Source organism: Micromonospora deserti, from assembly GCF_003236335.1.
GTDB lineage: Bacteria > Actinomycetota > Actinomycetes > Mycobacteriales > Micromonosporaceae > Micromonospora > Micromonospora deserti.
In genome coordinates, this window is the sequence record NZ_POUB01000181.1 from 1 (window position 1) to 12,566 (window position 12,566).

At 73.1% G+C, this 12,566-nt stretch carries 14 protein-coding genes and 2 pseudogenes; 8 read left to right on the plus strand and 8 right to left on the minus strand.

What is annotated here, in order from left to right:
• The coding region (locus C1I99_RS22025; protein ID WP_146604018.1) for an ACT domain-containing protein at positions 1-368 on the plus strand (368 nt) is incomplete at its 5' end.
• A 40-nt stretch (positions 369-408) separates the two neighbouring features.
• On the opposite strand, the gene C1I99_RS22030 is transcribed toward C1I99_RS22025, so the two are convergent.
• The 3 genes from C1I99_RS22030 to C1I99_RS22040 all read right to left on the minus strand — a co-directional run bounded on the left by C1I99_RS22030 (position 409) and on the right by C1I99_RS22040 (position 2,107).
• Complete coding sequence (locus tag C1I99_RS22030) at positions 409-1,131, minus strand: AIM24 family protein (protein WP_111136118.1); 723 nt, start codon at positions 1,129-1,131, stop codon at positions 409-411.
• A gap of 82 nt (positions 1,132-1,213) precedes the next feature.
• Positions 1,214-1,558, minus strand: coding sequence for a metallopeptidase family protein (locus C1I99_RS22035; RefSeq protein ID WP_199562339.1), 345 nt, complete (start codon positions 1,556-1,558; stop codon positions 1,214-1,216).
• Positions 1,559-1,675: 117 nt separating this feature from the next.
• Entirely contained in the window at positions 1,676-2,107 is a 432-nt protein-coding gene (locus C1I99_RS22040; protein ID WP_111136119.1) for an OsmC family protein, read from the minus strand.
• Between the two features lie 132 nt (positions 2,108-2,239).
• On the opposite strand from C1I99_RS22040, the gene C1I99_RS22045 reads away from it, so the two are divergent.
• From C1I99_RS22045 to C1I99_RS22055, 3 genes are all read left to right on the plus strand, one after another.
• A complete protein-coding gene (locus tag C1I99_RS22045) occupies positions 2,240-2,992 on the plus strand; it encodes a hypothetical protein (protein WP_111136120.1) in 753 nt (250 codons plus the stop codon).
• 194 nt (positions 2,993-3,186) lie between these two features.
• The gene (locus C1I99_RS22050) at positions 3,187-4,008 is read left to right on the plus strand and encodes an HAD family hydrolase (RefSeq protein ID WP_111136121.1); all 822 of its coding nucleotides are present in this window, start codon (positions 3,187-3,189) and stop codon (positions 4,006-4,008) included.
• Positions 4,008-4,820, plus strand: a complete 813-nt coding sequence (locus tag C1I99_RS22055) for an HAD family hydrolase (protein ID WP_111136122.1) — start codon at positions 4,008-4,010, stop codon at positions 4,818-4,820. The genes C1I99_RS22050 and C1I99_RS22055 overlap by 1 nt, the downstream gene beginning before the upstream one ends.
• Before the next feature lie 39 nt (positions 4,821-4,859).
• Here the strand turns inward: C1I99_RS22055 and C1I99_RS22060 are convergent, their stop codons facing one another.
• A complete protein-coding gene (locus C1I99_RS22060; protein WP_111136123.1) occupies positions 4,860-5,462 on the minus strand; it encodes a bacterial proteasome activator family protein in 603 nt (200 codons plus the stop codon).
• Between the two features lie 83 nt (positions 5,463-5,545).
• Between C1I99_RS22060 and C1I99_RS22065 the strand changes: the two genes are divergently transcribed.
• Together C1I99_RS22065 and C1I99_RS22070 are read left to right on the plus strand one after the other, a co-directional pair.
• A complete protein-coding gene (locus C1I99_RS22065) occupies positions 5,546-6,343 on the plus strand; it encodes an alpha/beta hydrolase family protein (RefSeq protein ID WP_111136124.1) in 798 nt (265 codons plus the stop codon).
• Between the two features lie 79 nt (positions 6,344-6,422).
• A complete protein-coding gene (locus tag C1I99_RS22070) occupies positions 6,423-7,622 on the plus strand; it encodes an ABC transporter substrate-binding protein (protein WP_111136125.1) in 1,200 nt (399 codons plus the stop codon).
• Between the two features lie 167 nt (positions 7,623-7,789).
• On the opposite strand, the gene ddaH is transcribed toward C1I99_RS22070, so the two are convergent.
• The gene (gene ddaH / locus C1I99_RS22075; protein WP_369122443.1) at positions 7,790-8,623 is read right to left on the minus strand and encodes a dimethylargininase; all 834 of its coding nucleotides are present in this window, start codon (positions 8,621-8,623) and stop codon (positions 7,790-7,792) included.
• Positions 8,624-8,682: 59 nt separating this feature from the next.
• On the opposite strand from ddaH, the pseudogene C1I99_RS34830 reads away from it, so the two are divergent.
• Positions 8,683-9,057 (plus strand): annotated as a pseudogene (locus C1I99_RS34830) (Lrp/AsnC family transcriptional regulator); the annotation flags it as partial.
• Between the two features lie 66 nt (positions 9,058-9,123).
• Positions 9,124-10,782: a beta-propeller domain-containing protein gene (locus C1I99_RS22085; protein ID WP_111136129.1), complete on the plus strand. Its 1,659-nt coding sequence runs from the start codon at positions 9,124-9,126 to the stop codon at positions 10,780-10,782.
• Between the two features lie 77 nt (positions 10,783-10,859).
• On the opposite strand, the gene C1I99_RS22090 is transcribed toward C1I99_RS22085, so the two are convergent.
• The 3 genes and pseudogenes from C1I99_RS22090 to C1I99_RS22100 all read right to left on the minus strand — a co-directional run.
• Complete coding sequence (locus tag C1I99_RS22090; protein ID WP_111136127.1) at positions 10,860-11,966, minus strand: T3SS (YopN, CesT) and YbjN peptide-binding chaperone 1; 1,107 nt, start codon at positions 11,964-11,966, stop codon at positions 10,860-10,862.
• Positions 11,967-12,104: 138 nt separating this feature from the next.
• Positions 12,105-12,371, minus strand: coding sequence for a DUF6457 domain-containing protein (locus C1I99_RS22095; protein ID WP_111136130.1), 267 nt, complete (start codon positions 12,369-12,371; stop codon positions 12,105-12,107).
• Positions 12,368-12,566 (minus strand): annotated as a pseudogene (locus tag C1I99_RS22100) (bifunctional protein IspD/ispF); the annotation flags it as partial. The pseudogene C1I99_RS22100 and the gene C1I99_RS22095, both read right to left, overlap by 4 nt.

Here is a 12,566-nt window from a genome sequence, read left to right on the forward strand (position 1 = left end):
ACGTGACGTCGCTGGCGGTCTACATCGCCCACGACCGGGTGGGCGCGCTGCTGTCGGTGCTGATGGAGCTGGCCGTCCGAGGGGTCAACCTCACCCGGATCGAGTCCCGCCCGACCGGCGAGGCGCTCGGCCGGTACGTCTTCTTCCTGGACTGCACCGGCCACGTGGCCGACGTCCGGCTCGGGGAGGCGTTGCGAGGGCTGCGCCGGGTCTGCGCCGACGTCCGCTTCCTGGGCTCGTACCCCCGGCACCGCTGGGCGGGGGTGGGCAACGACCGCCCGGTCCCCGCGCCGGCGGGCCTCTCCGACGCCGACTACGCCGACGCCGCCGCCTGGTTGGCCCGCCTGCGTAGCGGCGAGCTGAGCTGAGCGCGGGGCGCCCCGCCGGGCGGCGGGACGCCCCGGACGGTCAGCTGAGCAGGCCGCCGAGCAGGCCGCCCTGCTGCTCCTGCGCGCCGCTGCCCATGATCGGGGGCTCCTCCGAGGGCTGGACGACGACGAAGCCCTGACCGGCGAAGCTCATCGTGAACGACTCCCCGGTGCGCCGGCCGAGCAGCGTGCCGAGGCCGAGCTGCTCCGCCCGGTGGTAGCCGGTCTGCAGGTTCGCCGACCAGCAGACCGCGGCCTGCGGGTCGACGTAGGTGGGGGCGTCGACGTTGAGCACCACCGGGGTGCCCTTGGTGGTGATCGCGATCCGGCCATGGCCGGTGAAGACGCAGTTGAACAGGCCTGAGGAGGAGGCCATGCCGGCCCCGCCGACCATCCGGATGTCGTACTGGAGGGTGGAGTCGAAGGCCAGCACGCTGGAGCCGTTGATGGAGAGGGCGTCGCCCGGCTCCAGGTCGATGACGTGCACGTCCTTGGCGAAGTCGGCGAGGAAGACGTCACCCTGACCGGCGAGCTTCATCAGCGGGACGCCCTCGCCGGTGAGCTTCTGCTTGAGGAACTTGCCGAGCCCGCCCGACCCGAGTGCCTGGAACTGCACCTGCCCCTGGTAGGCCACCATCGACCCGACCCGGGCCATCGCCTCACCGTTGAGCTCGATCTTCAACATCTTGGAGTTCTGCAGCCGCATGCCGGGCTGCGCGGACTCCTTCTCCAGGTTCTCTGAGGAGAAGAGCTCGCTGCGCATGGAAGTGCCTCCTGAAGTCGCGATGCCTGGCCCGACGGTAGGCGACCATTGCAACAGCGACCACCGGCCGAGCGGGCGGCGCTCAGCCCCACCCGAGCTCGTGCAGCCGCTCGTCGTCGATGCCGAAATGGTGGGCAATCTCATGCACCACGGTCACCGCGACCTCGTCGATGACGTCCTCGTCGCTGTCGCAGATGCGCAGGATCGGGTTGCGGTAGATCAGGATGCGGTCCGGCAGCACGCCGGAGTAGTCCCAGCCCCGGGCGGTCAGGGCGTGCCCCTCGTAGAGGCCGAGCAGGTCCTCGCCCGGGGGCGGGTCGTCCTCGACCAGGATCACCACGTTGCTCATCAGCGCGAGCAGTTCCTCGGGCACCTCGTCGAGCGCGTCGCCGACCAGCTCCTCGAAGTGCTCACGGGTCATCTCCACCGACACCGGACCATCCTCCTCCACGCGCCCGGCGATGCCGCCGGGCGGAGATCGGCGCACCGCCACGGAAGGAGTGGCACCCCCTCCGTGGCGGTACGCGTCAGCAGGCGGACGGGGTCAGGACGCCAGGCGCGCCGACAGCGTGATCTCGGCGCCCGGGGAGAGCAGCCGGGAGATCGGGCAGTTCTCCTTGGCGACCTCGGCGAGCTTGGTGAACTGGGCGTCGTCCATGCCCGGCACCTGGCCGACCGTCTCCAGGTCGATCCGGGTGACGGTCATGCCCGCGTCGGTCTTGTCGAGGTAGACCTTGGCCGTGGTCTCGACCGAGATGCCGGTCGCGCCGGCGTCGGCGAGTTGCTTGGAGAGCGCCATCGAGAAGCAGCCCGCGTGTGCGGCGCCGATCAACTCCTCGGGGTTGGTGCCCTCACCCTCTTCAAAGCGCGACTTGAAGGAGTAGTTCCCCTCCAGCCCGCCCTTGCCGGTGCGGACGGTGCCGGCCCCCTCGGTGAGGTTGCCCTGCCAACGTGCGGAAGCGGTACGGATAGGCATGGGGCGACGCTATCCGAAACGGGGAGCCCGCTGCGAACGGCCGGCACGGATGTCCGCTTCCCGGTCCGGGTCGCCTTGGGCCGGTCGTGACATGATTCGGCTCAGGCCCGCGAACGCGGAAGGGTGCCCCCCATGTCGCAGGATCTCCCCATCCCACGCCAGGACCGGTCCGACGGCACGGCCGTCGTGGAGTGGGGCGCGGTCGAGCCGGCTCCGCCGGGTCGGTTCGGGCGTACGCTTTCCGGCCTGGCCCGCGACCGCCGGCTGCCCGCGCTGCTCGCCGGCCTCGGCGCGGTGGCCGCCGTCGCCTCGCTGCTCGGCGAGTGGCAGGTGATGACCCTGCCCAACGGGGGCCCGGAGGGAAACACGACGCTGCGGGTGCCGGGCGGGGTGTCCGACATCGGCGGCTTCGGCTTCGCCTACCTGGCCGGGCTGCTCGCGCTGGTCTGCGCGGTGGCGCTCGCCCTGCGCGGCACCCCGGCCGTACGGGCGAACGCCCGGCTCGCCGGCCTGACCCTGGCCCTGGCCCTGCTGGCGGTGCTGGTCGCGACCGTCGCCTCGCTCGACGACGCCGGGCAGCGAACGCTGTTCTACTCCACCGACGACGGGTTCCGGGTCGACCACGGCCGGGGCCTGGTGATGGCCTTCCTGGCCTGCGCGCTCTTCGCGGCGGCGCTGAAACTGGCCCAAAACGGGACCACCCGCGGGTCCGAGCGGGATCCGGACGGCGCCGGGCGAGGTTCCGCGGGGGCGACGGACGGCGCGGAGCCGGTCGCTCGGCGCCGCCGCCGGGGCCGGGAGGATGCCGCCGACGTCCCCCCGCCGCCCGCCGACCTCACCGTCGGGCCGGCCGTACCGTTCGCCCGCCCGGAGCCCCCGATCTGACCTGCGCCCCGACCGGCCCCGGCCGGCCCGAAACGGCGGCACCGCGCGGGCGTCGTCCGTTGGCGCCCGGTTCGCCGCAAAGCCATGGTTGCGACCGGTTCCGCGAGGTACGGTTGCTGCCCGCCGTCACACGGAGTCGAGGCACCGACGACCGAGAACGGCTGGCTGCGACGGCGGCGGGCGAAGGAGGAACGATGACCCGCCCGGGGCTGCCCAAGCTGATCGCCACCGATCTGGACGGCACGCTCGTCCGCAGCGACGACACCGTGTCCGCGTACACCCACGAGGTGCTCGACCGGGTGCGGGCCGCCGGGATCCCGGTGGTCGGCGCGACCGGACGCGGTCCCCGGCTGACCGAGCTGACCCGCAACGACATCCGCGCCGCGGACTTCCTGGTGATGGCCGGCGGCGGCCGGGTGGTGGACCAGAGCGACCCGGCCGGGCCGGTGGTGCTGCGCGACGAACGCCTCCCCGGTGAGGTGCTGGCCCGGCTGCTGGCCGACCTGGAGGCCGCGGTGGGGCCGCTGACCGTGATGGTCGAGGCGTCCGACGAGCACGACGCGCCGCTCTGGGGCGACTACCACCCGAGCTGGCCGTACCAGGACCGGTTCGAGGCGCGCAGCCGGGCCGAGTGCCTCTCCTGCGACGTGATCAAGGCGTTCGTCCGGACCGCCGGCCACCACGTGGACGAGCTGCTGGAGGTGGCCCGCCAGGTCGTCCCGCCGGAGGTCGCCACGCTCACCCAGGCCGGGCTCGGCTTCGTGGAGATCTGCCCGCCGGGGGTGGACAAGGCGAGCGGGCTCAGCGTGGTGGCGCAGATCCTCGGCGTCGACCCGGCCGAGGTGCTGGTCTTCGGCGACATGCCGAACGACCTGCCGATGTTCGAGTGGGCCGGCTGGGCCCGGGTGGCGGTCTCCAACGCCCACCCGGCGGTCCGCCGCGCGGCCGACGAGATCACCCTGCGCAACGACGACGACGGGGTGGCGGTGTACCTCGATCGGCTACTGTCCCGCTGATGGGAGAGACGCCCCGGCTGATCGCCACCGACATCGACGGCACCCTGCTGCGCGACGACCGGACGCTGAGCCCGCACACCGCGGCCGTGCTGGCGCGGATCTCCGCGGCGGGCACGCCGGTCGTGCTGGTCACCGGCCGTCCGATCCGCTGGCTGAAGCTGGTGTACGAGCAGCTGGCCGAACCGCTGCCGGCGGTGTGCGCCAACGGCGCGGTGGTCTACGACCCGGTCGCCGACGAGGTGCTGCGGGCCGATCCGTTGGCTCCGGAACTGCTCGCCGAGGTGGCCCGACGGCTGCGGGCGGAGGTACCCGAGGTCAGTTTCGCCGTGGAGATCGTCGACAGCCGGCAGATGCGCCACGAGGCGCACTACCCGCTGCGCTGGGACGCCGACCACGACGCCATCCGCGCGGTCGAGACGCCCGAGGAGCTGCTCGCCGCGCCGGCGGTGAAGCTGCTGGCCCGGGCCGGCGAGCAGGACCCGGACGCGTTCGTCGCACTGGTCGCCGGGGCGTTGCAGGGGTTGGCGGAGGCCACCCACTCGTCGTACTCGGGCCTGGTGGAGATCTCCGCGGCCGGAGTGACCAAGGCGGCCGGCCTGGCCTGGTACTGCGCCCGGCACGGGTTCGACTCCCGAGACGTGCTGGCCTTCGGCGACATGCCCAACGACGTGCCGATGCTGACCTGGGCCGGGCGTGCCGTGGCGGTGGCCAACGCGCACCGTGCCGTCCTGGAGGTCGCCCACGAGGTCACCACGTCGAACGAGGAGGACGGCGTGGCGGCGTATCTGGAGAAGGTCTACGGCGTGGGATGAGGGGCCCGACCGGGGCGACGGCCCCGGCCGGGCCGGTGGTCAGAGATACTGGCCGGTGCCGTGCCCCTCGCCGCCCTGCGGCTGGCCCACGCCCGGCATGCCCGGCACCATCCCGCCGGGGCCGCTGGGCAGCGCCTGCCGGCCGGAACGCATCTGCTCCAGTTGCACGCGGGCGGCCATCTGCTGGGCGACCAGGGCCGCCTGGATGCCGTGGAAGAGCCCCTCCAGCCAGCCCACCAGCTGCGCGTGGGCGACGCGCAGCTCGCTTTCGCTGGGCACCTTCTCCTCGGTGAAGGGCAGCGAGATCCGCTCCAGCTCCTCGCGCAGCTCGGGGGCGAGCCCCTCCTTGAGCTCAACGATCGACCGCTCGTGGATCTCCCGCATCCGGTGCCGGCTGGCGTCGTCCAGCGGGGCCGCCTTGACCTCCTCCAGCAGCTGCTTGATCATGCTGCCGATCCGCATCACCTTGGCCGGCTGCTCGACCAGCCGGGTCGGGTCCTCACCCTGCCCCTCGTCGGTCTGCACCGTGCCGACGGGCCGGCCGTCGGGGCCGACCACCACCACGGTCCCGGAGCGACCGGTGCCGTCCTGGTCCGGCTCGTCGTTCTGTCCAGCGGAGCGCGCTTCGGTCATGGCATCCATCTTTACCCAGCCGCGCCCGCGCGTGCGCGCCGGGACCGGCTCCGGACCGGTAACCACCCGGCGGGGCAGGCTACGGTTCCGCCATGCCCGCCGACCCCCGCGCGGTCCTCAGCCGCCCCGCTCCGGCCCCGGACGCCACCGTCTCCTACGGCGACCACCCCGACCAGCTCGCCGACCTGCGCCGCCCGGCCGGGCCGGGCCCGGCCCGGCCGCTGGTCGTGGTCGTGCACGGCGGCTTCTGGCGGGCGGAGTACGACCGCCGGCACACCGGGCCGCTGGCCGCCGCGCTGGCCGGGCTGGGCCACCCGGTGGCCCAGCTGGAGTACCGCCGGACGGGTCAGCCGGGCGGGGGCTGGCCGAACACCCTGACCGACGTCCTGGCCGGGTTGGCCGAGCTGCCCCGGCTGGCCGCCGCGGCGCTGCCCGGTCAGGTAGCCCCGGGAGCGCCGGTGCTGGTCGGCCACTCCGCGGGCGGCCACCTGGCGCTCTACGCGGCGGCCAGCACCCCGGCCGCCGTCGCCGGGGTGCTGGCCCTGGCCCCGGTCGCGGATCTCGCCGAGGCGTACCGGCTGGACCTGGACTCGGGCGCGGTGGCCGCGCTGCTCGGTGGCGGCCCGGCGGAGTTCCCGGACCGGTACGCGGCCGCCGATCCACGGGCGTTGGTACCGCTTCGGCAACCCTGCGTAGTCGTGCACGGATCGCTGGACCGGCAGGTACCGGTAGCGATGAGCCGGGAGTTCGTCGCCGCCGGGCGCGCGGCCGGCAGTGACGTGCGCCTCGTTGAGCTGCCCGGATGCGAGCATTTCGGGCTCATCGACCCCGAATCGGCCGCCTGGCCGTACGTTGCTGCTGCATTGCGGTCTCTGCATAAAGATCATTAGCCATTGACGGAGCGTCGCGGAGCAGGTAGAACGCCGAAGGGGCGCTGATCCGCCCTGCAACGCTCCCGGAAGGAACTCGGTGTCGCAGATGAACCGCAGGCGGGCACTTCAGCTGCTGGCCGCGCTCGGTACGACCGGAATCGCCGCCGGATGCGGCACCGACGCCGAGAACGAACCGACCAGCGAGACGAGTGCGAGCCCGATCAAGATCGGCCTCATCGCACCGAGGTCCGGTGGGTTCAAGGCGATCGGCGACGAGATCACCAACGGCTTCCAGCTCTTCCTCGACCTCAACGACAAGCGCCTCGGCGGGCACCCCGTCGAGCTGCTCACCGCCGACGAGGGCGAGAGCGTCAAGAGCGGCAAGGCCGCGGTCGACGAACTGCTCAAGCGGGGCGTGCTGGCCCTCACCGGCGTGGCCAACTCGACGGTGATGTTCGGCATCAGGGACACCGTCGAGCAGGCCCGGGTGCCGCTGGTCGGCTCCAACGCCTCGCCGACCAGCCTGCAGAGCGTGGTCTACATCTGGCGCACCTCGTACGTGCTGGACGAGGCGGGGCGGGCGCTCGGCCGCTACCTGAGGACCAAACTCGCCTCCTCGGCCCGCCTGGCGATCATCGTGCCGGAGAACGCCAGCAGCCAGGATGTGGTGCGCGGCTTCCGGCAGGAGTTCGGCGAGTCCGACCCGCGGATCAAGGACCCGATCACCTGGACGGCCTCCCACACCAACCCGCCCAAGAACGCGTACGCCGCCGACATCCGCGCCGCGTTGAGCCGGAATCCGACCGCGGTGTTCTGCTTCTACGCCGGCCCCCCGGCGGTCGAGTTCATCAAGCAACTGCGGGACGCGAACTTCACCGGCGACATCTACGCGCCGGGCTTCCTCACCGAGGGCACGGTGCTTACCAGCGTCAAGGCCACGGAGGCGCTGGGCATCAAGACGGCCCTCAACTACTCGGCCGACCTCAACAACGCCGCCAACCGGCGGTTCGCCGCCGCGTACCGCAAGAAGCACAACGCCGCGCCCAGCACGTACGCCATGGCGTCGTACGACGCGGCGCAGGTGCTCGACCAGGCCATCCGGCTCGCCGGGGCGGAGCCCACCCCGCAGCAGGTCAACCTGGCGCTGGGCAAGATCGGCCAGATCGACAGCCCGCGCGGGATGTGGCAGTTCAACCAGCCGCGCACCCCGCAGCAGAAGTGGTACCTGCGCGAGGTCCAGCTCGACGGCCAGGTGCTGTCGAACGTGGTGATCAACGAGCTGGCCACGCTCGGCTGACCCGGTCCGGACAGACGCGAGAGAGGCCGGCCTCCCGGGATAGGTGACCGGCCCCTCCGTCGTGGCTCGTCCGACCGTCGGCACCCGGGTGATCGGGTCGCCCGGTCAACAGCCGGGTGGCGATCCGGCCGGGTGGTGATCCGGCCGACCCTCGGCGGTGCCGAGGGTCAGTGGCGCAGCTCGGCGACGCAGCACTTCACGCTGCCGCCGCCCTTCTTCAGCTCGGCGAGCTCCACCGGCACCGGCGTGTAGCCGGCGGCCTTGAGCTTGCCGGCGAGCCGGCTGGCTTCGCTGTTGAGCACCACGTTGCGCCCGTCGCTGACCAGGTTCAGGCCGAACGCCAGAGCGTCACCGTCGTCCGCGACCACCGCGTCGGGGAAGAGCTGGGCGAGCACCTTCTGGCTGGCCGCGGAGAACGCGCCCGGGTAGTAGACGATGTTCCCGTCGTCGAGCGAGGCGAGCGCCACGTCCAGGTGGTAGAAGCGCGGGTCGACCAGGCGCAGCGACACCACCGGCCGGGCGAGCGCCTCCTGCGCCTCCGCGTGCGCCGGCAGCTCGGTGCGGAAGCCGTGGCCGGCGAGGATCAACCCGCCGTGCGCCTCCGGCAGGTACGCGAAGTCGCCCTCGCCCTCGTTGGTCTCGCTCGGCGCGATGAACCGCCAGCCCTGCGACTCGTAGAAGGCCCGGTGGGCGGCGGCCTCGGCGGCCCGCTGCTCGTGCATGAACTGCGCCCCGTACACCGTGCCGTCGACCACGAACGCGCCGTTGGCCGCGAAGACCATGTCGGGCAAGCCCGGCTCGGGGGTGAGCAGGTGCACCTCGTGGCCCAGACCCACCAGGGTCTCCCGCAGCCGGTCCCACTGCTTGACCGCCAACTCCGGGTCGACCGGCATGGTGACGTCCATCCACGGGTTGATCGCGTACTCGACCGCGAAGTGCTCGGGCGAGCACATGAGATATGTCCGCTTTCGCGGGACTCGCTGCTGGTTCACGGTGACCAAGAGTAGGTATCGTGGAACTTTGGTAACAGCCAGAACCGTTGCTTCCCAGAGGCGGAACGTTGCAGATAGACGCCGTAGACCAGCGGATCATTGCGTTGCTCGTCGCGGATGCCCGTGCCTCGTACGCGGACATCGGGCAGCGGGTGTCACTCTCCGCCCCGGCGGTCAAGCGGCGGGTCGACCGGCTGCGCGCCGCCGGGGTGATCCGGGGATTCACCACCGTCGTCGACCCAGCCGCCGTCGGGTGGACCACGGAGGCGTTCGTCGAGCTGTTCTGCGCGGGCCGCACCACCCCGGCGCAGATCGGCACGGCCGTCCGGCGGCACCCCGAGGTGGTCGGCGCGTACACCGTCTCCGGTGAGGCCGACGCGCTCGTCCACCTGCGCGCCGCCGACATCGCGCACCTGGAGGAGGCGCTGGCCGGGCTGCGGGCGGCCGCCGCCGCGTCGGTCGGCCCATGGGGACTCGGCGACGGCTGGCGTACCGGCGTGGACCTGGGCATGGCCGCCGAGGCCCGGGCCGCCGCGCCCGGCGCGCGGGTGACCGCCGAGTCCGCCCCGGAGCACTCCGGCACCAACAACCATGAGGCCGGCGCCGACGAACCCGACCAGGTCAAGACCGACGGCCGGCGGATCGTGACGGTCACCAGGGGCGTGCTGCGGGTGGTGGACCCGGCCACCCGGCAGGTCACCGGGCGGCTCGACCTCGACCGGGCGACGCCCTGGCGCGGGTCGGGGGCACACACACTGCTGCTGCACGGCGACCGGGTCCTGATCCTGGCCCGGGCCGGCGTGCACCCGGACCCGGCGGCGGTCGTGCCGGAGACGGCCACCAGCCGGGCCGCGATCCCGGACGGCACCCGGCTGATCCTTGTCGACCTGGCCAACGCCCCCACCGTGCTCGGCACCTACCGGATCGACGCGAGCCTGATCGACGCCCGGCTGACCGGCCCCACCGCCCGGGTGGTGGTCCGCTCGCGGCCCCGGCTGGCCTTCCCGTACGCGGAACGGGCCAGCGACGCGGAGCGGATCGCGGCGAACCGGGCGGTGATCGCCGCCGCGGACGTGGCAGCCTGGCTGCCGGCGTACGAGTCGACCGCCGGCGAGCAGTCGCACGCCGGCCGGGTCGGCTGCGACCGGTTGAGCCAACCGGCCACCTGGTCGGGCGGCTCGATGCTGACCGTCCTCAGCTTCGACCTGACCGCCGGCCGGCTCGGCGACGGCGACCCGGTCAGCGTCGCCGCCGACGCGGACACCGTCTACGGCACGGGGCAGAGCCTGTACCTCGCCGGGCAGCGGCCACCGGTCGATCAGCCCGGCGCGCCCCGCTGGGGGCGGCGGGTGCACCAGCAGATCACCGACGTCTACCAGTTCGACACCGCCGCCCCGGGGCGTCCCCGGTACGTCGGCGCCGGCTCGGTGCCCGGCTGGCTGATCAACCAGTACGCGCTGTCGGAGTGGCAGGGGCACCTGCGGGTCGCCACCACCGTCGACGACGTCCAGGCCACCCGCTCGCGGTCGGAGTCCGGCGTGCACGTGCTGCGCCGGGAGGGCGAGACCCTGATACCGGTCGGCGCGGCGACCGGACTGGGTCGGGGTGAACGGATCTACTCCGTACGCTTCCTCGGCGGCGTCGGATACGTGGTCACCTTCCGGCAGACCGACCCGCTGTACACGGTCGACCTGGCCGATCCCGCCGCGCCCCGGGTCACCGGCGAGCTGAAGATCACCGGCTATTCGGCGTACCTGCACCCGCTGCCGGACGGCCGGTTGCTCGGTGTGGGACAGGAGGCCGACCGGCGCGGGCGTACCCAGGGACTCCAGGTGTCGCTCTTCGACGTACGCGACCCGGCGCGGCCGATCCGGCTCGACCGGTGGCACGTGCCGGGGGCGTACTCGGCGCTGGAGTACGACTCGCACGCCTTCCTGCACCGCCCGGAGACCGGCCTGGTCGCCCTCCCGGTCGACGACCACGTACGCCTGCTCCGGGTCACCGACGGCACCATCCGCGCGGTCGGCACCGTGACCCACCCCGGACCGGCCGGCGCGGTGACCCGGTCGTTGCTGGTCGGTGACGTGCTGTGGACGGTGTCCGACGCCGGCCTGCGGGCCACCGACCCGGCCACCGCGCGCAGCCTCGGCTGGCTACCCGCGACCTGAACCTCCCTCCCCGGCGGGTGGGGCCCGGATGTCGGGGTTTCCGGGCCCCACCCGCGTCACCCGGCGAGGGGCGGGTGTCAGAGGTACATGCCGGTGCGGTGTTCACCCTGGTCGCGCCGGAGCGGCTTGTCACCCTCGCCGAAGAACCGCCGGCCACCGAACTCGCCGTGCAGCCGGTCGTCCAGCTCGTCCGCCAGCCCGGTCATCACCTGCACGGCGAGCATCAGGTGGGCCGGCTGGAAGTTGCGCCCGAAGACGGGGATGGACGCCCACACCGTGTCGTCGGCGCAGTAGAGCCGGCCGATCGGCATGCGGTTGGTCAGCTCGGAGAGCTTCACGTAGAGCCGTTCGGTCGGCTCGACCTCGGTCAGCACCGGGGAGAAGACGTCGACCAGCGGCGGGTTGTCGCGGACCCGGACGAAGACCATGGCCGAACCGGCGCGGATGTTGATGTCTCCGTCGGAGTCCACCTGCACCCGGTCGGAGTCCGACTTCAGCATCGTCGAGACGACCGTCCGGACCCGCTCGGCGAGCCCGAGCACGTCGTTCTCGCCGGCCTGGGCTCCGGTGGCGCTGGCCAGCGCCTCGTCCAGGTCCGCCTCGACGTCGCGGTCGGGGCCGAAGTCGCCGCGCGCGGTGCCGAGCGGCTCCACCGGCAACGGCTCCCCCTCGGCGTCGTGGATCAGGTAGACGAGGAAGGCCGGGTGCGGGGCGCCGTAGACGTCGCGCAGCGTACGGGAGAACAGGGCGGCCAGCCGGGTCGCCTCGGCGGTCGAGCCGTCCAGGCCGAAGTGCTCGCCGGAGCCCTCGACCACTCCCGGCGGTGACCAGCCGAGCGCGACCATGTCCGCCACCGCCGCCCGGTCCAGCCGGTAGCCGGGCGGCAGGGTCGCATTACCCACCGCCCGCGCGGCGAGTCTCCCCTGCAGGGCGACCTCGATGCTGATCGAGTACACGGCGTCCCCGGTGCCCGAGGCGGTGGGGTCGAGGGTCAGCTCGACCTGCGCACCCGTCGGCAGCGCCGGCAGCCGCTCGGCCAACGCCCGGGCAAACTCCCGCCACGCCTGGGTCACCTTCGCTCGCAGGTCGGCCGTGGTCGGCTCGTCGAGCAGGATCGACTCGTGGTGCTCCGGCGTGCTGCCGGGCGATTCACCAGCCGGCGCCGAGGGGTGGTCTGCCGTCATGATCGCCTCCGTCCGTCAAGGTCACCCTACCCACGGGACCGGGAGCGCGAATCAGCCCCGACCGGGATCGGACAGCAGGGGACGTCCATCGCCCGTGACCTGCGCCCCGACCCTCACAGGCCGGTCCGGGACGGCCGGTCAGGAGGGGATGTCGTCCGGGCGTTCCGCGCCGAGTTCCACCGGCCAGGCGCCGGCCAGCGCGCTGAGCCGCGCGGCCACGTCGGCCGGCTCCGCACCGCGCCCCACCGCCAGCCCGAGCAAATACGCGGTGACCGGTGCGCCCGGCCGCAGCACCTGGTGGGCCACGTCCTTGGCCAGGTCGAGCACGGCCGGCACCGGCACCTGGGTCGGGTCGAGGCCGAGTTCGGCACAGGCCGCCGTGACCCAGTCGTCCATCACCGTCATCGCGCCCACTCCTCCGCCCGGCGTACGTCCTCGTCAGTGTCGCAGTCGAACCACGGCGGCGGACCGCCACCGGACCACGGCACCTCGCACACGGTCAGCCCGGCGAGCAGGGCCCGGATCGGAGCCCCGGCGAGAGTGCCGCCCCGCTGCGCGGCGAGCCCGTCGAGGGCGGCCCGCAGGGGGCCCACCCGCCAC

Excerpts from the sequence above, each read along its gene's own strand:
- C1I99_RS22040 (WP_111136119.1), bottom strand. The coding sequence starts at position 2,107 with ATGCCTATCCGTACCGCTTCCGCACGTTGGCAGGGCAACCTCACCGAG.
- C1I99_RS22055 (WP_111136122.1), top strand. The coding sequence starts at position 4,008 with ATGGGAGAGACGCCCCGGCTGATCGCCACCGACATCGACGGCACCCTG.
- C1I99_RS22090 (WP_111136127.1), bottom strand. The coding sequence starts at position 11,966 with ATGACGGCAGACCACCCCTCGGCGCCGGCTGGTGAATCGCCCGGCAGC.
- C1I99_RS22095 (WP_111136130.1), bottom strand. The coding sequence starts at position 12,371 with ATGACGGTGATGGACGACTGGGTCACGGCGGCCTGTGCCGAACTCGGC.
- C1I99_RS22050 (WP_111136121.1), top strand. The coding sequence starts at position 3,187 with ATGACCCGCCCGGGGCTGCCCAAGCTGATCGCCACCGATCTGGACGGC.
- C1I99_RS22065 (WP_111136124.1), top strand. The coding sequence starts at position 5,546 with ATGCCCGCCGACCCCCGCGCGGTCCTCAGCCGCCCCGCTCCGGCCCCG.
- C1I99_RS22045 (WP_111136120.1), top strand. The coding sequence starts at position 2,240 with ATGTCGCAGGATCTCCCCATCCCACGCCAGGACCGGTCCGACGGCACG.
- C1I99_RS22060 (WP_111136123.1), bottom strand. The coding sequence starts at position 5,462 with ATGGATGCCATGACCGAAGCGCGCTCCGCTGGACAGAACGACGAGCCG.
- C1I99_RS22085 (WP_111136129.1), top strand. The coding sequence starts at position 9,124 with ATGGCCGCCGAGGCCCGGGCCGCCGCGCCCGGCGCGCGGGTGACCGCC.
- C1I99_RS22030 (WP_111136118.1), bottom strand. The coding sequence starts at position 1,131 with ATGCGCAGCGAGCTCTTCTCCTCAGAGAACCTGGAGAAGGAGTCCGCG.